Below are 21,895 nucleotides of genomic sequence, written 5' to 3'. Positions count from 1 at the left end.
ACTAATCATCTAAAATTAAAAATTATGACAACCTATAATATCCCAAAACATCTCACAGGTCTTTCGGAAGAAGATGTAAAAATTTCCCAAAGTAAATTTGGTTATAACCACTCAGACAGTATAAAAAAGAATACCTGGTACAATATGTTATTGGCTATTCTCAAAGAACCGATGTTGCTTTTACTCATTGCAGTGGCTGTTATCTATGTGACTGTGGGCAATTATTCCGAAGCGGCTTTTATGTTTGGAGCAATCATAGCTGTTTCAGGCATCTCATTCTATCAGGACAATCGCAGCAAAAAGGCACTGGAAGCACTGGAAAAACTGAACGAACCGCTTAGCACGGTTATCCGAAATTCAAAAGTAATACAAATTCCTACCCACGAAATTGCCGTGGGCGATTTGTGCATTACTGAGGAAGGAAAAATGATTAATGCCGATGGTGAAATAGTGCACAGCAATGATTTTTCCGTAAATGAAGCCTCTCTTACAGGAGAAAGTTTTTCGGTGTTTAAAAATCAGGATACCGAAGACAGAAAAATATATAGCGGTACTTTGACAGTTTCAGGACTGGCGGTTTTTAAAGTAGAAAAAATCGGTTCAGAAACGAAGTTGGGGAAAATCGGGAAATCTATTCAGGAGATTAAAGAAGAGCGTTCACCACTGCAAATCCAGATTACCAAATTTGTAAAATGGATGGCAGTTATTGGAATAGTGTTTTTTCTGATGGTTTGGGCATACAGTTTCTGGCAATCACGGAATATTATAGAAAGTCTATTGGTCGGGCTGACTTTGGCAATGTCCATTTTACCGGAAGAAATTCCCGTGGCTTTCACTACGTTTATGGCATTGGGAGCGTGGAAACTAATGCGTGAAGGTATAATAATCAAGCGTAGCAGCGTGGTAGAAACACTGGGAAGCACTACTGTAATTTGTACAGATAAAACCGGAACAATTACTGAAAACTCCATGCGACTGCAAGCCCTTTTCGATTACAAATCCAATCAGGTTTTTGACGAAGAACGTTTCAATGCACCCGAACTTTCCGAACTCATTGAGTTTGCGATGTGGAGCAGTGAACCCGTTCCGTTTGATCCGATGGAAAAAACACTTCATCAGATTTATGAGCAAGCTCAACCGAATGACCGACGGAAAGATTTTCAAATGGTGCACGAATATCCGTTGGACGGTAAACCTCCGATGATGACGCATCTTTTTGAAAACCATTCAGGCGAAAGAATAGTGGCAGCCAAAGGTGCTCCCGAAGCCATTCTTGCTGTTTCCAATCTTTCGGAACACGAAAAAGACAAACTGCGTCAGCATATTAGTGATTTTGGCAAACAAGGTTACCGGATATTAGGCGTTGCCAAATGTTATTTTAATGGAAACAATTTTCCCGAAAAACAGCAGGATTTCAATTTTGACTTTTTAGGATTTACGGTATTTTACGACCCACCTAAAAAAAATATCCAGCAGGTATTCCGGAAAATTTACGATGCCGGAATTAAAGTAAAAGTGATCACAGGCGACAATGCTGACACCACAAATGCCATTGCCCGGCAAGCTGGGATTATCAATCATACTCCGGCTGTTAATGGTGCTGAAATCATTCATCATTCCGATGCGGAATTGATAGAGTTTTCAAAGACAACAACTTTATTTACAAGGATGTTTCCCGAAGCAAAGCTGGCAATGGTAAACGCTTTGAAGCAAAACGGAGAAGTGGTGGCTATGTTGGGTGATGGTGTGAACGATGCCCCTGCACTAAAAGCCGCTCATATTGGTGTCGCTATGGGAAACAAAGGAACAGAAATAGCCAAAGCAGCAGCTTCACTGGTTATTACCAACGATGATTTAGACAAACTCATTACAGGAATTGCTGCAGGGCGACGGATTTACGCCAATATCAAAAAAGCCATTCAGTACATCATTTCCATTCATATCCCGATTATTCTGACCGTTTCACTGCCTTTGTTTTTAGGTTGGATTTACCCGCATATTTTTACGCCGGTACACGTTATTTTTCTGGAGCTCATTATGGGACCAACCTGTTCCATTGTCTATGAAAACGAACCGATAGAGAAAAATGCAATGTTACAAAAGCCACGAAAAATGACAGAAACCTTTCTGAACCGGAAAGAATTAAGCATCAGCATTATTCAAGGTCTGATAATTACAGCAGGTGTATTATTCGTTTATCAATTTGCCGTTCAAAAAGGAAGCAACGAAGAAACTACAAGAGCAATGGTTTTTACTACCTTAATTTTTGCCAATATATTTTTGAGCCTGGTGAACCGCTCTCGCGTTTATAGTATATTTGACAGCTTCAAATACAAAAACCGTTTATTTCCAGTTATCATCGGAGCCACGTTGGCATTACTTTTTGCCATATTGTATATACCACTTTTTGCCGATTTCTTTCACGTAACCGGATTGAACATCTCGGAATTAGGAATGTCATTTTTAATTGCAGCGGCTTCGGTTTTGTGGTTTGAGATGTATAAATGGATAATAAGAAGATAGTAAAGAAATGATTTTGCAAGGCGAGATTACTTTTAAAACCTCCACAAAGGAAAATATGCCGTGAATATCTTGCACGCGCACTATTTGTTTCAGAGATGCAACTAATGTTGATACGCCAAATTTTGGAAATAGTATCGAAGCCAATATCACAGATTGCCCCCTATGGGGGAACTTTTTTCGCATATTGAACGAAAAAAAGGGTAAAGCAGTAGTGTACCTTACCCATTAATATTACATTTGCATTAATGATTTACAAGGTAATCAGATGAAAGCGAGTGCAGTAAGCACCATTACTAAATCGTTACCGATACCACTTTCGGTTCTTGTAAACTACTCTTTATTAGCTGATTTCAGCAATTCTAATCTTTTTTACCAAAAAAAAGAAAGTTTATATAGTTTCTTGTTTTTTAAAATAGTTACTTTGATGATAATTTTCAATTTAGAATATTATTAAATCGCATAAAATGTATAAATCAGTTAAGTTGTATTTTAGGCTAAAAATGTTGGCTCAAAAGCTTAAAAAAGCAAAAAAGCAAATCAATTTCATTAACGATTTGCAATATAAAAACTATGTTTTAATTGTTGACACCAAAATACCTGAATATGACAAGGATTCTGGTTCGAGAAGATTAACTGAAATTATCAAATTGCTAATAGGTAATCAAATTGGTGTTTTTTTACTTTCAGATTTTAAAGAATATCGTTATAAATTAGAGTATGTTTCATTTTTTAAAGAATTAGGTGTTATAGTGTATGAACCATCAATAGATAATTATGGTGATTTGATTACAAAAAATGATTTTTTAAAAATGATTCTCCCTAAAGTAAGCTACGCATGGTTGCATCGACCAGAAATTTTTAAAAAATATTATCCGATTATTAAAGAACACAAACCTTCAATAAAAATGTTTTTTGACATGGTTGATTTTCATTACTTAAGATTTAAAAGGGAATCTGAGCTGTCCGGCAATGCTGAAATTATGAAGAAAGCCAAAAAAATGTTGAATTTAGAGCTTGATAATTGTCAAAAAGCAGATAAAATCATTGTTATCTCAGAAATAGAAAAGCAAAACTTAAAAGAATATTATGATAATGCCGAAAAAACAATAGCTATAGGAAACATTCATCAGTATATTGAAAATGTTGAATTTAAAAATTTTAAAGAGCGTAAGAATTTGTTATTCATTGGTGGTTTAGATCATAAACCTAATGTCGATGCTGTGCAGTATTTATATGAAGAAATTATGCCTTTATTATGGAAAACTAAACCGGATATCTCAATAGATATTATTGGCAGTAATGTACCTGAGGTTATTGAAAAATTAAATTCTGAAAGATTTAAAATACTCGGATATATCGAAGATATTGCTCCGTATTTTTTAAATTCCAAGGTTTTTGTAGCGCCATTGCGCTATGGTGCAGGTATAAAAGGTAAAATAGGACAAAGTTTAGAATACGGTTTGCCATTAGTTACAACCGATATTGGTGCTGAAGGATTTGATTTTGGTAAAAATGCGGCATTATTAATTGGAAATAATACGCAGGAAATTGTTAACAATATTATCTCAATTTATGAAAATGAAATACTTTGGAAACAAATAAGCAATGATTCTCAAAAAGTTATTGAACCGTTTTCTACTCTTACAATTGAATCAAAAATTTTAAGTTTATTCAATTAAATGAACTTCAATATTATTATAGTAAATAAATTTAAAGATGCTCAAGAATAAAAGAATTGCCATCATTACGACACACTCATTTGGCTATATTGATTATTTAGCTGTTAAACTGAATGCAGCAGATAATGTTGATTTAGTATATATTAATATTGATTCAATACCTTTTTCATATAAAAATAAATTTTCACGAATTGGAAATGCTTTTAGAAAAGCGTTTTCTTTACCGAGTCTGAAAGAAATAAACAGAACTGATTATATTAAAGAACAACTCTCTAAAAATTCGTTTGATCAAATATTAGTCATAAGGCCTGATAAGATTTCAAAATCAGCTTTATTGTACTTAAAAGAAAGAAGTTCTAAACTGGTATGTTATTTATTTGATGGCATTGATAACTTTAAAAACCAGAAGAAAACATTAAAGTATTTTGATATTGTATACAGTTATGACAAAAAAGACGTAGAAAAATATAATTTTGCCTTCCTTACAAATTATATCTATGATGACAAAATTGAAGAAAAACCTATTACTAATTTGGCTTTTAATATTTCTTCTTACGACAAAAGATTTCCTTTTTTAGAAAATTTAGCAAACTATTTAAATGAGATTAATGTAGCTTTTCGTTTTATAGTCAAAAAAGATAAACCCATTTTTCATGATTTAATAGAATTTTCAGATTGTTATTTGTCCATACCTGAAGTGAAAAATATTTTGTCTGAAAGTCTGGCTCTGGTAGATTTACAAAAGAAAAATCAGTCTGGTTTAAGTTTTCGTGTTTTTGAAGCTTTAGGATACAGTAAAAAATTAATTACAAATAATCAGGATATTGTAACTTATGATTTTTATAATCCAAATAATATTTTTGTGATTACCGAAGAGAATTACCAGATTCCAAAAGATTTTTTTGAAGGTAAGTATGTTGAAATTGCTCCTGAAATATTAAAAAAATATTCTATAAATTATTGGATTTCAGAGGTTTTTGAATTTTGATTCTAGTTTTTTACACTAGAGATTTATAAAAATTATAATAATGTTTTTGCATATTATTTAAGTCATGATTTTCTTTGACCAACTTATATGCATTTGTTTTTATTTTTTCTTCTAAATCAGGGTTTTTTAAAAGTTCAATAACTAAATCTGAAAGGCCGTCACTGTTTTTTAACTCAGTTACAAATCCAGTTTCGTTATTTATTATAATTTCCGGAATACCACCTGCTTTTGTTGCTACCACAGGAATCTTCGAAGCAAATGCTTCATAAATAGTTAGAGGTAGTCCTTCTGTAATTGCAGTGATTAGAAAGATATTAAATTCAGGCAATAAATCGGCTATATTGCTTCTATAGCCGGTAAAGAATAAGTCTTCCTGTAAATCATTTATATTGGCATAATCGATTAAATCTTTTTTTAGGGGGCCATCTCCAACTACAATAAATTTCACAGGAAAAGTAAAGTTGTTTTTAGATTTAATTTTTTTTGCTGTATCAATAAAAGTATAAATATCCTTTTGATTGGTTAAACCAGCTATGTTTCCAATTATTTTTGTGTCTGGAGTGAAGTCAAATTCTTTGTGTAAAAGATTTTGGCTATTTTTAGAAGTGAATTTCTCCACATCTATTGAGTCGTATATAGTTAATAAACGTTCCTTATTAGGTATAATGTTTTCAAAAATTGCTTCAACAGCTTTTGATACACAAATTATCTTTTTAATATTTGGATGAGAGTATTTATATCTGTTTAGAAATTTGTCTTTTATTTTATTATTTCTTTTTCGGCTTAAAATTAATGAAACTGATTTATTAATAAACTTTTTTGCAATTAAACCAGAATTCAAGGCCGATGAATCATGAATGTGAAGTATATCTATAGATTCTTTTTTACAAATTTTTATAATAGCAAAAGTAAGGTTGAGAAGTTTAAACTTATTTTTTTTGTAAGTAAAGCAGTTAACATTGTCCTCCTTGCAAATTTTAGCCAATACTGAATTTTCAGGACATAAAATATACTGTTTTAAATCATTTTTGTTTTTCAAAAGATTATATACAGTATACATTTGTGCATCTCCACCTCTTAATTCTTTTATAGATGTAACATTTAATATTTTAATTGACATAGAGAGATTATAATTTTTGAGGCTGAGTTAAGAAAAAAATATCACCATATTCATTGAACAAAAAGCTGTAAAAGATTACTAATATTAATTTTTGCAAAAATATAATATTAAATTAATATATTTTGATAAACCTTCAAATATTGTGCAGCGGCAATATTCCAATCAAAACCCGAGCCTCTTTTTTACAATAGTTTCATTTTCATATTGATTGTTGTAAAAATGATTTAAACCTTCAATTAGTTTGTTTTTCATATATTCAGAATCAAAATCTTTCCAATAATAAGAAGATTCTCCGCCAATTTCTGGTAAGGAAGCCCTGTTTGATAAAAATACAGGTTTTTCAAAACTCATCGCCTCAACTGGAGGTAGTCCAAAGCCTTCCCTAATAGAGGGAAATAAAAAAGCGGTACAAAGAATATAGTTTTGTAAAAGTAAAACTTAAATTGGATTAATAAAATGAAATATTTACTTTTGTTAGCCTTTTACGTTTATATATGCAACTAAAAATCCATCCTGCCTTTGTTGAAAAAGAAAATTATTTAGTTAGTGCAATTAAAAACTTTAATTCACAAGGAGTTGTTTTTGGAGATGGAAATCGCAATATAATCAAGCTTTTCGATTTAAATGGAAAAACAATCAATATTAAATCGTTTAAGACTCCTCATTTAATTAATAAGATCGCTTATAAATATTTCAGAAAATCAAAAGCCAGGCGTTCTTTTGAATTTGCCTCTAAATTAATCGAAATGCAAATTGGAACTCCAAAGCCTATTGCTTTTTTTGAGAATTATGATGCTATAGGTTTAAAAGACAGTTATTACGTTTGCGAACATTTAGAAAATGTGTTCGAGTTTAGAGATATTGTTGAAAATAAAGATTTCCAAAATAGAGAATTAATTATCCGGGAGTTCACACAATTTACGTTTGGTTTGCACGAGAAAGGAATAGAATTTTTAGATCACTCACCAGGAAACACCTTAATTAAAAAATCCACTGATGGCAAGTATCAATTTTTTCTGGTAGATTTAAACAGAATGAATTTCCATGAATCAATGGACTTTAATTCAAGGATGAAAAATTTTAATCGGCTAACACCTCAAAAGGTGATGATTGCCATAATGAGTAACGAATATTCAAAATGGTACACTGAAAAATCTGAAGCTGAAATTTTTAATAAAATGTGGCAGGAAACCCATGAATTTCAAGAAAAATTTGCTCGAAAAAAAAGATTGAAAAAGAAAATAAAATTTTGGAAAAAATAATAGTTATTAGCTGTAAAATATGAAAGCATCTGTAATAATGAGTACTTATAATGCCGAAGAATGGCTTGAAAAAGTTATTTGGGGATTAAGTGTTCAAACCGAAACTAATTTCGAAATTATTGTTGCTGATGATGGTTCGAAGTCAAAAACCAAAGAATTATTGGATACTCTAAGACCTCAGATTACCATGCCTTTAATACACGTTTGGCAAGAAGATAATGGTTTTCAAAAATCTCAGATTTTGAATAAAGCGATAATGGCTTCAAATTCAGATTATCTTGTTTTTACTGATGGAGACTGCATTCCGAGAAAAGATTTTGTGGCAACACATTTAAATTACAGAGAAAAAGGATATTTTCTTTCAGGAGGTTATTTTATGCTTCCGATGGATATTTCAAAAGCAATTACCAAAAATGATATTTTAGAGCAAAACTGTTTTAATGCAAAATGGCTTGTAAAAAACGGTTTAAAAAAATCATTTAAAAATTCTAAACTCACTGCTTCTGGTTTTCTGTCAAAATTTCTAAATTTTGTAACGCCTACAAAAGCTACCTGGAACGGACATAATGCATCAGGCTGGAAAGAAGATTTGGTTTTTATCAATGGCTTTAATCAGGAAATGCAATATGGAGGACAGGATAGGGAATTAGGAGAAAGGCTTTTTAATAAAGGGCTGAAATCGAAACAAATTCGCTATAGCGCGATAGTCGTACATTTAGACCACGCAAGAGGTTATGTAAACGAAGCAACCTGGAAGAAAAACTTCGCAATCAGGGAAAATACTAAGAAAAATAAGGTGGTTAAAACAACTACAGGGATTGATTCTAATTATTAGCTTTCAGATATTTTTCTAAGTCAGGAATTATTAAATCAGGAGAAAAAGCTTTGTATAAATCCATAGCTTGTTTTTTCATTTCTTTTGCTGATTTTATACCATATAATTCAGGTTTGAAATCTTTTAAATGTACTGAAACATTTTTTATTCCATCATCAAAACTATTCCAGGCTTCTTTTTTTATCCAGGTTGAAAAAATAGTAAAGGTTGGTTTATTTAATGCTTTTGCCATATTTACCGCTCCGCCTTCATTCCCAATTAACGCATCACAATGATGTGTAATTGATAGAAACTCTCTGATGGTTTTAGGAACAATATCTATTTTTATATTTTTTTGTGTATTTGGCTCACATAAATTAAAAATTTCCTGTGCTTCTTTTAATTGAGACGGAATGTAATTAAATAAAAGTGTGGCATCAGTATTTGATACAATTTTATCTAACAGTTCAGCCATATACTTGCCTGGATACGTTTTTGTTGTTCCGCTTCCTAAAACTCCAATCATGTATATTTTTTTCGAAAAATCAATATTATTTTCAGTTAAAATTTGTTTTCCATTTTCTATTTCAGATTCCTTCAAAAAGATTTCAGGTTTAATTTTTAATGGCTTTTTTAAGGAAAATGGTTGTAATAAAAGCATCCTGTTTTCAAGTGCTAGTCCTGCTGAAGTTTCTGGGACTGAATGTTCTTTGAAAGTATGAGTGTAAATTAAATTAGTGTATGATTTGTAAAATCCAATTTTCATTTTAGCTCCCGAGAATGATACCATTAGATTGCTTTCGAGTTTTCCATAAGCATCTACAACCGCATCATATTTAGATTTTCTAATTTTAAAACAAAATTTTAAAAGTTCAATTTTACTGTTTTTAATTTTATCTGTAAAAAGGATGATATCATCAATATTCGGATTGTTTTCAACAACTGGATTGGTAAATGTATAAATCAGATAATCTATTTGTGCCTCTGGATATTCATTTTTTAAGGTGTTGCAAATACTTGAGCTTGCAAGTACATCGCCAATCATTTTGTTTTGAATTACAAGTATTTTCATTTCTTTAAGAAAAAGGAATTGATTTAGATTATTACAAATTGAAGCAAAAAAAATCAATTTTAGAGATTAGTTTTAAAATAAAAATTCCAAACTCCAATATTAATTGGAATTTGGAATTTAAAATATTGAGATTTAGAATTTATACCGCTACGTCATATTCGCGTAACGCATTATTCAATGAAGTTTTCAAATCAGTAGATGGTTTACGAGTACCAATGATTAAAGCACAAGGCACTTGGTATTCTCCTCCAGGGAATTTTTTAGTATAACTTCCAGGGATCACTACTGAACGAGCAGGAACAAAACCTTTCATTTCTACCGGAGTATCTCCAGTAACATCAATGATTTTTGTTGATGCAGTCAAGCATACATTGGCACCAAGAACAGCTTCTTTGCCTACGTGAACACCTTCAACAACAATACATCTAGATCCCACAAAAGCACCATCTTCAATGATAACAGGAGCGGCTTGTAATGGTTCTAAAACACCACCAATACCAACACCACCACTCAAATGAACGTCTTTACCAATTTGAGCACAACTACCTACAGTTGCCCAAGTGTCTACCATTGTTCCAGCATCAACATAAGCACCAATGTTTACATAACTAGGCATCATGATAACACCGCTAGAAATAAAAGAACCATAACGAGCAGAAGCTCCAGGAACTACACGAACTCCTTTTTCGGCGTAGTCTCTTTTCAGTTCCATCTTGTCGTGGTATTCGAAAATTCCAGCTTCTAAAGTTTCCATTTTTTGAATAGGGAAGTACATTACTACTGCTTTTTTTACCCATTCGTTTACTTGCCAAGAGCCTGTACTGAGTGAAGTCGAAGAATCAGCTTTTGGTTCAGCTACACGTAATTTTCCTGAATCTAATAATTCGATTACTTCTCTAATCGCGTTAGTTGTTGTTTCTTCTTGCAACAAAGCTCTGTTTTCCCAAGCTTGTTCTATAATTGTTTGTAATGAATTCATTTTATGTTTATTAATTGTTATTTTACTTTTTTTAAGGGATTTCCATATTTTTCTATGTACAGCTCTCCTAATAGTTGAGCGCCACTGGTATTGAGGTGATCTTCGTTTCGATACACAATGGTATTGTTTAATTCAATATCGCATTTTCCATTTTCGCACATTAGTTGGTTTAAATCGATAATCATTATTGATGGAAATTTTTGTTTAATTACATCAATAATATAATCGTTTGGTCTTTTGTATTCAGTAATAGAAAAGTCCTTTTCAGAAAAATAGACTGGTATTTTTGCCTTGACTAATTTTGCTCGGTGCAAATTTAAGGCGGTCATTTTTCTTAAGGCCTCAAAAATAATTATTTTTTTTCCACTTTTTACCAATTCTCCTAAAGATTGTAGTGTACTATGGTAGGTTTGTGCATTTTTAGATTCTGAAAGTCCTTCCCAATTGGCTGCAATATAAATCGTTTTGAATTTTTTAGCATAGTTTAAACGGTCTATGGCATATTGTTCAGGAAAATTTGCCGAACCATCTTTATTTAATCCATTCATAAGAGGGTATCCGCCAGCTGCACTATCATGAATGTATAAATCAGCATCTTTGGCTAAAACATCAAGAAAAGCCGCTGTATGATTCGCAAAAGAATCTCCAATAAGCATTCCGTCTAGCGAGTCTTTTTTAATTCCTAAAAAACAATCTTCACAATTTCCTACTTTAAATTTATCAAAGCATTGACTTCTTAGTTTATTTGGGTAGTTTTTTTTAGGGTTGAATTCAGCTAAATCGGGATGACGTTCTGGAAAACCATCTTTGGCGTCTAAAACTCCATAAATGATTCCAATAATAATTAGAGAAGGAGCAAAAATAATAAGGATCGTTTTTTTGAAATCAAATTTCAAAGTGGTTCGGAAAGGTTGTTCTATATAACGCCAACTAAGGTAAGAAAGTAGAAAAGTAGCGGCTAAGGCTATAATTCGTATCATTCCTTCTAGGTTAATTCCTAAATATTTAATTAATACAAATATGGGCCAGTGCCAGAGATATAAAGAATAAGAAATTAATCCAATCCCGACCATTAATTTATTTTGGATAAGTTGGTTTACAATACCTTTGGACGCTTCTGTTTTTCCAGTTATTAGTAAAAGGGCAGTGCCTAGACACGGCCAAAGTGCATTTAATCCTGGAAACACACTCGAATTGTTTAAAACTATGGCAGGAATAAGGATCAATAAAATCCCAATAATAGATAGAGTATGGTTCTTGAATACGTTAAAATTTGGTAATTTTTCCCAAGATATTGCAAGACAGCAGCCTATTAAAAGTTCAAAAAGCCTTGCAGGCAATAGGAAATAAGCCATTTTTGGATTAGCATAACTTTGGTATATAGAAAATAATAATCCAATGATACAAAGTGAAATAATGATTATGAAGCGTTTTTTTGAATTGACCTTTTTATGTAATAAAATAAGAAATGGAGGCAGAAAGAAATAAAATTGCTCTTCAACCGATAATGACCAAGTGTGTAAAAAAGGAATCAAATCAGAGCTTTCGGCAAAATAATCTCCCGAATTAAAGTACAAATGAAAATTGTTAGCGCACAGAAAGGTGTAAATTAAAGTTCTAGAATACGCTTCTAAATTGTTGGCAAACAAAATAAAATAGGCGGGAATAGTAATAATTAGCATAATAAACACTAACACGGGTACTATGCGTCTGATGCGTCTAAGATAGAAATTTTTGAAGCTAAAGGAATTTTCTTTAATCTCTTTTTCAATTATGGAAGTAATTAAAAATCCGGAGATTACAAAAAAAACATCAACACCAATAAAGCCTCCTGGAAATAGCGAAAATCCAGCATGAAAAATAATGACAAGTAGTATTGCGATTGCTCTTAGCCCATCAATATCGGGCCTGTAGGTTGGTTTTGAACTCATTATATGAGGTTGTTGGTTACTTTTTGCTAGTTAAGAAATTTCGGCAAATATAGTTTTTTAAAATAAAATTAGAATCACTCCGAAGGGACTTTTGAGGCATAAAAATACCGGTATTAAAAATAGTTTGAAAAGCTTATATTTGTACAGTAAATGAAACTGTTATGGAAGCGATTAGATTAGAGTTTAAATCAGAGATTAAAGAAAAAATTTTAGAATTATTAAGTTCATTCTCTTCGGATGAATTAAAAATAGTTCAGGATAATTCCACTTTTGAAGAAGAAAAAAAAATGATTCAGTCCCGAATCAATAAAATTGATAATGGAACTGCGGTTTATTCGACTTTTGACGAGTTGGATATTTTGCTGGATGAAACTATTTCGAAGTATGAAGGTTAAATTAACTATTGAATTTAATTTTGATTTAAGGGAGATAGTTAATTTTATAGCTAAAGACAAACCTCTTGCTGCAAAAAATTTTAAAACGGAGTTAATTAAAAATATCAAGAAAGATTTGAAACAACCATTCCATTATAAAGAATCTATTTATTCTAATGGTGATGAGAATATTAGAGATTATGTCTTTAAAGGTTACACAGTTGTTTATAAAGTTAATGTCGAACAGGAATTTGTTTCAGTTGTGGCAATTTTAAAACATAAAAACTCTTTATAAAATGCCCAGAATTCTCTCCATAGACTACGGTCAAAAACGTACTGGAATTGCTGTTACTGACGAAATGCAAATTATAGCTTCGGGATTGACAACCATTCCCAGTGCTACGGCGATCGATTTTTTGAAAGATTATTTTTCGAAAGAAAAAGTAGAGTTAGTGCTCATTGGCGAACCCAAACAAATGAACGGACAACCTTCTGAAAGTGCTTCGATCATAAAAGGATTTGTAACGCATTTTACCAATCATTTTCCAGATATGAAAGTGCTTCGGGTTGATGAGCGTTTTACTTCTAAAATGGCTTTCCAAACCATGATAGATAGTGGTTTAAAGAAAAAGCAGCGTCAAAATAAAGCCTTGATTGACGAAATTTCGGCAACCATCATGCTACAAGATTATTTGTCACGCAAAATGTTTTAATAATTCTTTGTTAAAGTGGCGAAACTTAGTGATAAATGTAACTTTTTCGGTCTGAATTAGTCTTTTAATTACGATAATATTAAAGTATCTTTGCGCATCATAAAAAAAAATATTATGTCTGATACAACCATACGTTCACATAGTGATGTAGTTCTTATTGGAGCTGGAATAATGAGTGCCACTTTAGGTATAATTTTAAAAGAATTGCAACCTGATATTACCATTGATATTTACGAAAGATTAGATAGTGCAGCAGCTGAAAGTTCTGATGCGTGGAATAACGCTGGAACAGGACATTCTGCATTTTGTGAATTGAATTACACGCCAGAAGGAAGTGATGGAAGCATTGATCCTAAAAAAGCCATCAGTATTGCGGAATCTTTTGAGGTTTCTCGTCAATTTTGGGCTTATTTGGTGCAACAAGAAAAAGTATCAGCTCCAGAAAATTTTATTAAAAGAATTCCACATATCAGTTTTGTTTGGGGAGAGAAAAATGTGGAGTATTTAACAAAACGTTACAAAGCTTTGCAAGCCAATCCGCTTTTTAAGGAAATGCTATTTAGTACTGATTTTTCAGAATTAAAAAAATGGATGCCTCTAGTGATGGAAGGCAGAAAGGAATCAGAAAAGGTAGCAGGAACTTCTATGGCGATAGGAACTGATGTGAATTTTGGGGAATTAACCCGAAATATGTTTAGTTACCTAACTAAAATGGAAGGGGTGAATATGTATTTTCATCATGAAGTTCAAAAATTAAGACAACGTCAAGATAAAACTTGGAGAATAAAAATCACAAATTTAACGGATGGATCTTTCAGAAAAGCCTATCCAAAATTTGTATTTATTGGAGCAGGTGGAGGTTCATTACCATTATTAGAAAAAGCTAATATTCCAGAAGGAAAAGGTTTTGGAGGTTTCCCAGTAAGTGGGCAATGGTTGAGATGTACAAATCCCGAAGTAATTGCTCAACATGAATCTAAAGTATATGGTAAAGCAAGTGTAGGTGCACCACCAATGTCAGTTCCTCATATTGATTCGAGAATGATTAATGGCGAAAAACAATTGTTGTTTGGACCTTTTGCAGGTTTTTCTACTCGTTTCCTGAAAAATGGTAAATATTCTGATTTGCCAAAATCCATTCAATTAGATAACATTGTACCAATGGTTATGGCTGGAATTAAAAATATTCCTTTAACTAAATATCTTATTGAGCAAGTTCGTCAATCTCCAGCAGATAGAATGAAAGCTTTAAGAGAATATGTCCCGGGCGCAAGATCTAAGGATTGGGTTATAGAGCGTGCTGGACAAAGAGTTCAGGTAATTAAAAAAGATGAAAAAGAAGGTGGTAAGTTAGAATTTGGTACTGAGGTAATTACCTCTTCCGATGGAACGTTATCAGTTTTATTAGGTGCTTCTCCAGGAGCTTCGACAGCGGTTTCTATTATGCTTGATGTAATAGGAAGATGTTATAAAGACCAAATGAAAACTCCAGAATGGCAAGAAAAGTTTAAAATGATGATTCCTTCTTACGGACAAAAATTAAATGAAAATCCAGAGCTGCTGGATGAAGTTAGAGCAAATACAGCAACAATTCTAAAGTTAGAATAGTTTATCAATACCACATACAAAGAATCCCATTAGCCACCGTTAATGGGATTTTTTTCTATGCCCATTAATATTTCTGTTGTTTTTACAATATTTTCAGATAAATTAGTCAACCAAATTAATTGTTCGATCACTAATTGAGCTTCTTGCATCTTGATCTGATAAGCTTCTTCGTCAATCAATTTTATTTGTTTTAATTCTTTGGCTCGAATGTTTTTCAATTCGGTAAGTCTTTGATTTAAATCTTCATTTGAGGCCACTGTATTGGGATCAGGATTTGGATTACTCAAAATATTTATGGCAAACTCTAGGTTTTCAATTACCTTATCGACAACAACATTAAATGCTTTGGACGCCTCAGTTGTTTTGTGTGATTGAATATATGTTCCTAAAGATGCTGTAGAGGATAACAAAGAATGATTTAAAACCGTGAGTTTATATAATTGAGCAAGCTTATTCTGTTTGGATTTTGGTTCTTGTAACATGCGCTGAAAAGAAGCCATTAAATTACCAATTTCAATAAAAGCTTGCTTTCTGGCTAAACGGTATTCAGTAGGCACTTCTCCTTTTTTATTATACAGTAAGGAAATTTGTTTCAAATAATTTCGATTGGCTTCAATGGCATTTTTGATATACGCAGGTAGGTTTAAAAACTCCCATGATGGCCATAAAAAATAATTAGCAAGCAAACATAAAGTGGCACCAACGATAGTGTCTAAAATTCGGTACTCAATTACATTTCCATTATCTGGAGCTAAAATCCCGTAGATTAAAATAACATAAATGGTAATAAAAGTGGCTCCAATTTTATAATTGCTAGGATTAAAAGAAAACCCTAAAAGCATTGAAACAATAGCAATCGTACTAATTAAATATGAATCATGAACCACAGAAAGAATACCGAAAGCAATAATTCCTCCAGCTAAAGTTCCAAAAATACGATGATACGTACGTTCATTTGTAAGTCCAAATCCTTGTTTCATAATCACTACAATAGTAAGGATAATCCAATAGACGTTTTCCAGAGGAAGCACTTTCCCTATCATGTAACCTAACAAAATAGTAATGGTTATTCTAAGTGAATGCCTAAAAACAGTAGAAGAAAAACTAAAATTTTGTACAAAAGTACTTAACGGATAATATTGTGGTTTGATGAATTTTTCAATGTCTTTATCAAGTCCTTTTAAGTCTCCAAAATTGATATTAAAAGTGTAAGCACGTTCTAAGGTGATGATTTTTTCCACTTGTTTTTCGGCATAATGCAGCATAGTAATAAGCATTAAAACCTCTTCCGAAGAAGAATCGGTTTGTAATTCTTTTTTATAATCGCTTATGGTGTCTTCAAATTGATGTAAATCTTCAATCAGATTGTGTTTTGATTCATACGGCTTGCTTTCCTGAATGCTTTTAGATAATAATTTTAAGCTGTTAGCTAAGTTGTACGCTAATTTTTGATAGTTTTCAAGGGCTTTAGGATAACTATCAAATTTTTGATGCAACTTATTATGGTCGAAAGAAGTAGATATTGCAAGTTCTAGTATTTCAACTAATGAAATAAAACTCAATAACATTTTTCGGTTTTGAGAAGAAGAACCTGATTTTGTTCTGCTTGTAACAAGTATTTCCCGAATGTTTTCGTGCAAGACATTGAGTTCCACTTGGAAATGCAATTGCTTCTTGGTTATGGCTTTTCTATTCGAATTCAATTCCCAAAGATCACCGCGTAATTTTAAGTATTTTGCTGTAAGTCGGATGCATTCGGCCATTTGTAATTCGACATACCGATTGGGTTTGAGATAGTAAAAAATAACTGAAATAAGCATGTAAAACAAACCTCCAATTAATAAAAGTCCCGAATATTGGAGCATTTCCCAACCCGAATTTAAATGCGCAAAAGCCAGAGAAAGAGACAATAAGGCTGAAAAAGAAACCATAGTGGCACGTTGTCCGTACACTAAAATCATGGATACACAAAAAATGAGTGAAACCAGTACAGGATAGAACAGCAACGGATAGGGGTAGCAAAGATTGATAATCAAATTGACACCAGCAATAATTAATGAAGTTACTAATAATCCGTTAATTTTATGTTTTAAGTTACTTGGAATATCACTCGGAAAAGTAAAAAATGCACCCAGAGCAATAGTAAAACCAATTTGAAAATGATCAAAATAGGAAAATAATAATACGGGGGAAACGGCTGCAATGGTTACTTTCAGCGCATTACTGAAATCAGTACCCGAAATGAATTTCTGAATTTTCGAAATCATAATTTTAGAATTATTTACAAAGGTATGAATTGTGCCATTTATCAATGAGTTTAATGGAAGTGTTTTTCCGATTTTAATTTAAAAACACTATTTATTCTTTTCGCTTTAAGCTTTGTCTAAATTTTTACTATTTTTGGCAATCCTAAATTATAGGAGTCTAAACCTTTGTTTAAAGGGGATAATTTTTAATACAACAACAATGATTTTACCAATTGTAGGATATGGTGATCCCGTTTTGAGAAAAGTAGGAGAGGAAGTAACAGCCGAATATCCTAATTTGAAAGAAACAATTGCCAATATGTACGAAACAATGTACAACGCTTCTGGAGTAGGGCTGGCGGCACCACAAGTAGGAATAGCGATACGTTTATTTGTAATTGATGCAACGCCTTTTAGTGACGACGAAGATTTAAAAGCGGAGGAACAAAAACAGTTAAAAGGATTCAAACGTACTTTTATTAATGCTAAAATCATTAAGGAAGAAGGTGAGGAATGGGCTTTTAACGAAGGTTGTTTGAGTATTCCTGATGTTCGAGAGGACGTTTATCGCAAAGAAAAAGTCACAATCGAATATTGCGAAGAAGATTTTGTTTTGAAAACAGAAGTTTTTGATGGATTAATCGCAAGAGTAATTCAGCACGAATACGATCATATAGAAGGTATTTTATTTACCGATAAAATATCCACTTTAAAAAAGCGATTAATCAAAGGGAAATTGAAAAATATCATGGAAGGAAAAACATTTCAGGAATATAGAATGCGATTTTTTGGTAAAAAAGGAAGATAAAAATCCTGAGACAAATCTATTTTGGTATTGTTTTTGAATAATAGCAATAAGTAATAAAATGAATTCTTAAATAATAATAATAAAAGCATGAATTTAGAAAAAATATTAGCCATTTCTGGAAAACCAGGATTATATGTTTTAAAAGTACAAACACGTACTGGTTTTGTAGCAGAATCATTGGCAGATGGAAAAAAAATCACAGTAAATTTAAAAAGTAATGTGAGTTTATTATCTGAGATTTCAGTTTATACTTATGATGGCGAAAAACCATTAAAAGAAGTAATGAGTAATATTGCTGAAAAAGAAAATAATGGTCCAGCTATTTCGCACAAAGAAGACAATGCGGCCTTAGCAGCTTATTTTAAAGAAGTTTTGCCAACTTATGATGAAGAAAGAGTATATGCTTCAGATATTAAGAAAATTTTAAACTGGTACAATACTTTGCAGGCAAAAGGATTGGTTGAAGCTGAAACAGCAGTAGAAGAAGAAGTTGCTGCCGAAGTCGAAGCTCCGGCAGAAAAACCAAAAAAAGCTACAAAAGTAACAGAATAAATACATTCTGAATTTTTATAAAAATCCTGTGTTCTAAACTAATTAGGACACAGGATTTCTTATTTTTACACAAAACAAAACACCATGAATGCAAGACAAATACAACTACAGGCCTTTGAAAGATTATTAGATATCATGGACGATTTGCGTGAAAAATGTCCTTGGGATAAAAAGCAAACTTTGCAAACCCTGAGACATCTTACCATTGAAGAAACTTACGAATTAGGTGATGCCATTTTAGACAATGATTTGAATGAAGTAAAAAAAGAGTTGGGGGATTTGTTATTGCATATTGTTTTTTATGCTAAAATAGGCAGCGAAACCAATGATTTTGATATTGCCGATGTGTGCAACGAAATTTGCGAAAAACTCATTCACCGTCATCCGCATATTTACAGCGATACAGTGGTGAAAGATGAAGAAGAAGTCAAACAAAACTGGGAAAAATTAAAACTCAAGGAAGGTAAGAAATCAGTTTTGGAAGGCGTTCCTAGAAGTTTACCAGCCTTAGTAAAAGCCAGTAGAATTCAGGATAAGGTAAAAGGAGTAGGCTTTGACTGGGAAGAATCACATCAGGTTTGGGACAAAGTGCAGGAAGAATTACAAGAACTGCAAGAGGAGGTAAAATTAGGAAATCAAGATGCCATGGAAGCCGAATTTGGCGATGTATTATTTTCGATGATAAATTATGCCCGTTTCCTGAATATTAATCCAGAAGATGCATTAGAACGAACGAACAAAAAGTTCATCAAAAGATTTCAATATTTAGAAGGCAAAGCAGGAGAATTAGGTAAATCCTTAATGGATATGTCCTTATCAGAAATGGATATTTTCTGGGAAGAAGCGAAACGACTTTAGAAGACAGATTTCAGATTTTAGAAAGCAGAATTTAGATTTGAGAATTTAATGCTATTAAAAAAATAACTGTAAGACTAGCATTTTTAGTAAGAATGAGTACAAGAGCACTAGCTAACTAGCGAAGCAATCTCATTATGGTAACCTATAAACTACGACTATACAACACCGATTAAAATTTTATGTAAAGTTTTTTCAGACAAAATCATTGATGGTTTTTTCAAATTTGTTTTCGGATCTAGGTGAAAGCGTAATTTTATAAAAATGAGATAATTTATGGATTAAACAGTAAAGAATAATGATTTTTTTCTTTAAAAAAATTAAGATGTTAAAAATTAATAATTCACTAAGACAGCTGTTTATTCATGATTTTATTCTTTATTAAATAGGGTATTTCTATATGTTAAATATAGAATCTTTTTAATATTCAGTTGAATTATTATATTGTTTTTTACTAGTTTTAGTTCTCAAAATTCAATTTTTTAAGCTTGTCATAGCCCGTAAATCCTATAATCGCATATAAATTGAATTTTAGAATTATTAAAGTTTTTATATGTAACCCCCATTTTTAAATCCATGAAGAAATTTAGTTGTTTTATTTTCGTTTTTATAATTATTCCTTTTTTTGCGTTCAGCCAAATTAAAAACAGAGTTTTTCTACCAGAATATGATACCTTATTGCATAAAGCATTAGAGAAATCTGGTGATAGAAAGGACTCCTTGCAATATTTTTTAAATGCGGTGCCTATGCGTCATTATGAAGCGGCTTCTTTTCTAATAGCATATATGCCTGAACGAGACTTGAAATCATTATCAATACCGTTTATTAAGGATCAAATTGATGGTGCTTACAAAGCGAGAAAAGAATTTTCATGGAGTGCTAAATTACCAGATTCCATTTTTTTTAATGAAGTATTACCCTATTATTGCTTTGATGAAAATAGAGATAACTGGAGAAATGATTTTTATTTAAAATTTTCACCATTGGTTAAGGATAGTAAAAACGTTCGGGAAGCAATTAAGGCTGTTAGCACTAACATCAGGAATCTTTTATCGGTTGATTATAATGTGAATCGCAGTATTGTAAATATTAGTCCGTTTCAATCTATAAAGGAAAAAATGGCTACTTGTACAGGGCTTTCGTTTTTATTGGTAGATGCATTGAGATCGGTTGGGATTCCAGCTCGAATGGCGGGCACTCCTATGTGGACAAATATGAAAGGAAATCATAGTTGGGTAGAAGTATGGGTGGATGGTCAGTGGTATTTTACAGAATATTATCCTGAGGATTTAAATAAAGCCTGGTTTTTAGCCGATGCAGGAAGAGCTGATGTATCCAATCCAAGACACTGGATTTATGCTTCTTCTTATAAACCAAAAGAAACTTATTTTAGATTAGAATGGGATACCCTTTCTAAAGCTATTCATGCCGAAAATGTTACTCAACGATACATCGATTTGTATGAAAAAGAGAAAGTTTTAGAAAATTTAAAACCAGATGAAGTATGGATTAGCTTACAACTTTACAAATCAGATAAAAATTTGCAACGAGTGTCAGAGAAAATAAGCATAGAACAAGAAGGGAAAGAATTAGATTTTGGCTATTCGCCTTCGCCTATAGACGATTTAAATAAATTTTTAAAGTTCAAAGTAACAAAAAATAATTCCTATAAATTGGTTTATTTAGATAGTAAAGGAAAAGAAAAACATACTGATATTACGGTAAAAGGTGAGGAAGAATTATTTAAATTGTATAAAGATTAATATCCGCAAACATAATCCTGCGAATGAAGAAAGAAGCATCTCTACAAGAAGACTGCTGTTCGTTAACTGTAAATTTCAGGATCAACATAATAAATCTGTGGAGTTAGAAAAAAATTACCACAGAGAGCGCTAAGTTTTTTACCCTTAGCTTTTATAGAAAGGCAAAGTTCGCAAAGCTTTATATTGACTTAGCTTTGCGAACTTTATGCTTTTGAAGCATTCTTAGTTGAAAATCTTTGCGCTCTCTGCGGTAAAAAATAATTAGAACGTATGAGTTTTTATGTTTCTCCACAACATTTAGCATTAATCCAAATTTTCTCCGAAGTTATCGGGTAGGGTAAACAAAATAAAGGCTGTCCGAAAAAATAATTTTCGAACAGCCTCTTTAGTTTTCTAATGGCTGTTGAATCAGATTTTAGTCAGTAACAAATTTCTGGACTATCTAATTCAATTAGTAATACATTAGCCTTTTTTACTCCATGGACCATGGTTTTTGTATGCTGGCCCAGTTAATTTTTGTCTATCAGAACCAATTTTCACTTCAACTAAATCTTGTTCTACAGTGTTTTTTCCTGGTTTTTGATTTTTATATGCAGGCCCTTGAAGC

Annotated in this window: 19 protein-coding genes; 13 read left to right on the top strand and 6 right to left on the bottom strand. The window is 32.0% G+C overall.

Translation table 11 applies throughout. The annotated features are described in order from the left end of the window. Positions 1-24 precede the first annotated feature (24 nt). The 3 genes from AAGV28_RS12400 (at position 25) to AAGV28_RS12390 (ending at position 5,190) form a co-directional block, all read left to right on the top strand. Positions 25-2,523 (top strand): cation-translocating P-type ATPase, encoded by a 2,499-nt coding sequence (locus AAGV28_RS12400; RefSeq protein WP_373407123.1) that lies wholly within the window; start codon positions 25-27, stop codon positions 2,521-2,523. A gap of 464 nt (positions 2,524-2,987) precedes the next feature. Next, complete coding sequence (locus AAGV28_RS12395) at positions 2,988-4,202, top strand: glycosyltransferase (RefSeq protein WP_373407122.1); 1,215 nt, start codon at positions 2,988-2,990, stop codon at positions 4,200-4,202. 37 nt (positions 4,203-4,239) lie between these two features. Further along, positions 4,240-5,190: a hypothetical protein gene (locus AAGV28_RS12390; protein WP_373407121.1), complete on the top strand. Its 951-nt coding sequence runs from the start codon at positions 4,240-4,242 to the stop codon at positions 5,188-5,190. Between the two features lie 10 nt (positions 5,191-5,200). Here the strand turns inward: AAGV28_RS12390 and AAGV28_RS12385 are convergent, their stop codons facing one another. After that, positions 5,201-6,310 (bottom strand): glycosyltransferase family 4 protein, encoded by a 1,110-nt coding sequence (locus AAGV28_RS12385; RefSeq protein WP_373407120.1) that lies wholly within the window; start codon positions 6,308-6,310, stop codon positions 5,201-5,203. Positions 6,311-6,472: 162 nt separating this feature from the next. Continuing rightward, positions 6,473-6,697 (bottom strand): hypothetical protein, encoded by a 225-nt coding sequence (locus AAGV28_RS12380; RefSeq protein ID WP_373407185.1) that lies wholly within the window; start codon positions 6,695-6,697, stop codon positions 6,473-6,475. Positions 6,698-6,804: 107 nt separating this feature from the next. On the opposite strand from AAGV28_RS12380, the gene AAGV28_RS12375 reads away from it, so the two are divergent. Both AAGV28_RS12375 and AAGV28_RS12370 read left to right on the top strand, forming a co-directional pair. Next, complete coding sequence (locus tag AAGV28_RS12375) at positions 6,805-7,572, top strand: lipopolysaccharide kinase InaA family protein (RefSeq protein ID WP_373407119.1); 768 nt, start codon at positions 6,805-6,807, stop codon at positions 7,570-7,572. A gap of 19 nt (positions 7,573-7,591) precedes the next feature. Continuing rightward, a complete protein-coding gene (locus AAGV28_RS12370) occupies positions 7,592-8,407 on the top strand; it encodes a glycosyltransferase family 2 protein (protein WP_373407118.1) in 816 nt (271 codons plus the stop codon). On the opposite strand, the gene AAGV28_RS12365 is transcribed toward AAGV28_RS12370, so the two are convergent. The 3 genes from AAGV28_RS12365 to AAGV28_RS12355 form a co-directional block, all read right to left on the bottom strand. Further along, entirely contained in the window at positions 8,397-9,458 is a 1,062-nt protein-coding gene (locus AAGV28_RS12365) for a glycosyltransferase family 9 protein (protein WP_373407117.1), read from the bottom strand. The genes AAGV28_RS12370 and AAGV28_RS12365 overlap by 11 nt on opposite strands. A 139-nt stretch (positions 9,459-9,597) precedes the next feature. Further along, complete coding sequence (locus AAGV28_RS12360) at positions 9,598-10,437, bottom strand: 2,3,4,5-tetrahydropyridine-2,6-dicarboxylate N-succinyltransferase (RefSeq protein WP_373407116.1); 840 nt, start codon at positions 10,435-10,437, stop codon at positions 9,598-9,600. Between the two features lie 17 nt (positions 10,438-10,454). Next, positions 10,455-12,368 (bottom strand): acyltransferase family protein, encoded by a 1,914-nt coding sequence (locus AAGV28_RS12355; protein WP_373407115.1) that lies wholly within the window; start codon positions 12,366-12,368, stop codon positions 10,455-10,457. A 161-nt stretch (positions 12,369-12,529) separates the two neighbouring features. Here AAGV28_RS12355 and AAGV28_RS12350 point away from each other — a divergent pair, with 161 nt between their 5' ends. The 4 genes from AAGV28_RS12350 (at position 12,530) to AAGV28_RS12335 (ending at position 15,063) form a co-directional block, all read left to right on the top strand. Continuing rightward, entirely contained in the window at positions 12,530-12,763 is a 234-nt protein-coding gene (locus AAGV28_RS12350; protein ID WP_373407114.1) for a hypothetical protein, read from the top strand. Then, positions 12,753-13,037 carry a type II toxin-antitoxin system RelE/ParE family toxin gene (locus tag AAGV28_RS12345; protein ID WP_373407113.1) on the top strand — a complete coding sequence of 95 codons (285 nt, stop codon included), beginning with the start codon at positions 12,753-12,755 and terminating at the stop codon, positions 13,035-13,037. Before AAGV28_RS12350 ends, AAGV28_RS12345 begins: the two co-directional genes overlap by 11 nt. 1 nt (position 13,038) lies before the next feature. After that, positions 13,039-13,455 (top strand): Holliday junction resolvase RuvX, encoded by a 417-nt coding sequence (gene ruvX, locus AAGV28_RS12340; RefSeq protein ID WP_373407112.1) that lies wholly within the window; start codon positions 13,039-13,041, stop codon positions 13,453-13,455. A gap of 99 nt (positions 13,456-13,554) precedes the next feature. After that, complete coding sequence (locus AAGV28_RS12335) at positions 13,555-15,063, top strand: malate:quinone oxidoreductase (protein WP_373407184.1); 1,509 nt, start codon at positions 13,555-13,557, stop codon at positions 15,061-15,063. Between the two features lie 29 nt (positions 15,064-15,092). Here the strand turns inward: AAGV28_RS12335 and AAGV28_RS12330 are convergent, their stop codons facing one another. Next, entirely contained in the window at positions 15,093-17,330 is a 2,238-nt protein-coding gene (locus AAGV28_RS12330; RefSeq protein WP_373407111.1) for an FUSC family protein, read from the bottom strand. A gap of 199 nt (positions 17,331-17,529) precedes the next feature. Here AAGV28_RS12330 and def point away from each other — a divergent pair, with 199 nt between their 5' ends. The 4 genes from def (at position 17,530) to AAGV28_RS12310 (ending at position 21,288) form a co-directional block, all read left to right on the top strand. Beyond that, the gene (def, locus tag AAGV28_RS12325) at positions 17,530-18,117 is read left to right on the top strand and encodes a peptide deformylase (RefSeq protein WP_373407110.1); all 588 of its coding nucleotides are present in this window, start codon (positions 17,530-17,532) and stop codon (positions 18,115-18,117) included. Positions 18,118-18,204: 87 nt separating this feature from the next. Continuing rightward, the gene (locus AAGV28_RS12320) at positions 18,205-18,669 is read left to right on the top strand and encodes a DUF5606 family protein (protein ID WP_373407109.1); all 465 of its coding nucleotides are present in this window, start codon (positions 18,205-18,207) and stop codon (positions 18,667-18,669) included. Positions 18,670-18,753: 84 nt separating this feature from the next. Next, positions 18,754-19,527: a nucleoside triphosphate pyrophosphohydrolase gene (gene mazG, locus AAGV28_RS12315; RefSeq protein ID WP_373407108.1), complete on the top strand. Its 774-nt coding sequence runs from the start codon at positions 18,754-18,756 to the stop codon at positions 19,525-19,527. A gap of 573 nt (positions 19,528-20,100) precedes the next feature. Beyond that, positions 20,101-21,288 carry a transglutaminase-like domain-containing protein gene (locus tag AAGV28_RS12310; protein ID WP_373391640.1) on the top strand — a complete coding sequence of 396 codons (1,188 nt, stop codon included), beginning with the start codon at positions 20,101-20,103 and terminating at the stop codon, positions 21,286-21,288. Positions 21,289-21,895 lie beyond the last annotated feature (607 nt).

It is taken from the genome of Flavobacterium zubiriense (genome assembly GCF_041729725.1).
Classification (GTDB): Bacteria; Bacteroidota; Bacteroidia; order Flavobacteriales; family Flavobacteriaceae; genus Flavobacterium; species Flavobacterium zubiriense.
This window is presented reverse-complemented; position numbering and strand designations above follow the sequence as displayed.

What these genes read in the sequence shown, in the direction of transcription:
- AAGV28_RS12400 (WP_373407123.1), top strand. Translation starts at nt 25, where the DNA reads ATGACAACCTATAATATCCCAAAACATCTCACAGGTCTTTCGGAAGAA.
- AAGV28_RS12395 (WP_373407122.1), top strand. Translation starts at nt 2,988, where the DNA reads ATGTATAAATCAGTTAAGTTGTATTTTAGGCTAAAAATGTTGGCTCAA.
- AAGV28_RS12390 (WP_373407121.1), top strand. Translation starts at nt 4,240, where the DNA reads ATGCTCAAGAATAAAAGAATTGCCATCATTACGACACACTCATTTGGC.
- AAGV28_RS12385 (WP_373407120.1), bottom strand. Translation starts at nt 6,310, where the DNA reads ATGTCAATTAAAATATTAAATGTTACATCTATAAAAGAATTAAGAGGT.
- AAGV28_RS12375 (WP_373407119.1), top strand. Translation starts at nt 6,805, where the DNA reads ATGCAACTAAAAATCCATCCTGCCTTTGTTGAAAAAGAAAATTATTTA.
- AAGV28_RS12370 (WP_373407118.1), top strand. Translation starts at nt 7,592, where the DNA reads ATGAAAGCATCTGTAATAATGAGTACTTATAATGCCGAAGAATGGCTT.
- AAGV28_RS12365 (WP_373407117.1), bottom strand. Translation starts at nt 9,458, where the DNA reads ATGAAAATACTTGTAATTCAAAACAAAATGATTGGCGATGTACTTGCA.
- AAGV28_RS12360 (WP_373407116.1), bottom strand. Translation starts at nt 10,437, where the DNA reads ATGAATTCATTACAAACAATTATAGAACAAGCTTGGGAAAACAGAGCT.
- AAGV28_RS12355 (WP_373407115.1), bottom strand. Translation starts at nt 12,368, where the DNA reads ATGAGTTCAAAACCAACCTACAGGCCCGATATTGATGGGCTAAGAGCA.
- AAGV28_RS12350 (WP_373407114.1), top strand. Translation starts at nt 12,530, where the DNA reads ATGGAAGCGATTAGATTAGAGTTTAAATCAGAGATTAAAGAAAAAATT.
- AAGV28_RS12345 (WP_373407113.1), top strand. Translation starts at nt 12,753, where the DNA reads ATGAAGGTTAAATTAACTATTGAATTTAATTTTGATTTAAGGGAGATA.
- ruvX (WP_373407112.1), top strand. Translation starts at nt 13,039, where the DNA reads ATGCCCAGAATTCTCTCCATAGACTACGGTCAAAAACGTACTGGAATT.
- AAGV28_RS12330 (WP_373407111.1), bottom strand. Translation starts at nt 17,330, where the DNA reads ATGATTTCGAAAATTCAGAAATTCATTTCGGGTACTGATTTCAGTAAT.
- def (WP_373407110.1), top strand. Translation starts at nt 17,530, where the DNA reads ATGATTTTACCAATTGTAGGATATGGTGATCCCGTTTTGAGAAAAGTA.
- AAGV28_RS12320 (WP_373407109.1), top strand. Translation starts at nt 18,205, where the DNA reads ATGAATTTAGAAAAAATATTAGCCATTTCTGGAAAACCAGGATTATAT.
- mazG (WP_373407108.1), top strand. Translation starts at nt 18,754, where the DNA reads ATGAATGCAAGACAAATACAACTACAGGCCTTTGAAAGATTATTAGAT.
- AAGV28_RS12310 (WP_373391640.1), top strand. Translation starts at nt 20,101, where the DNA reads ATGAAGAAATTTAGTTGTTTTATTTTCGTTTTTATAATTATTCCTTTT.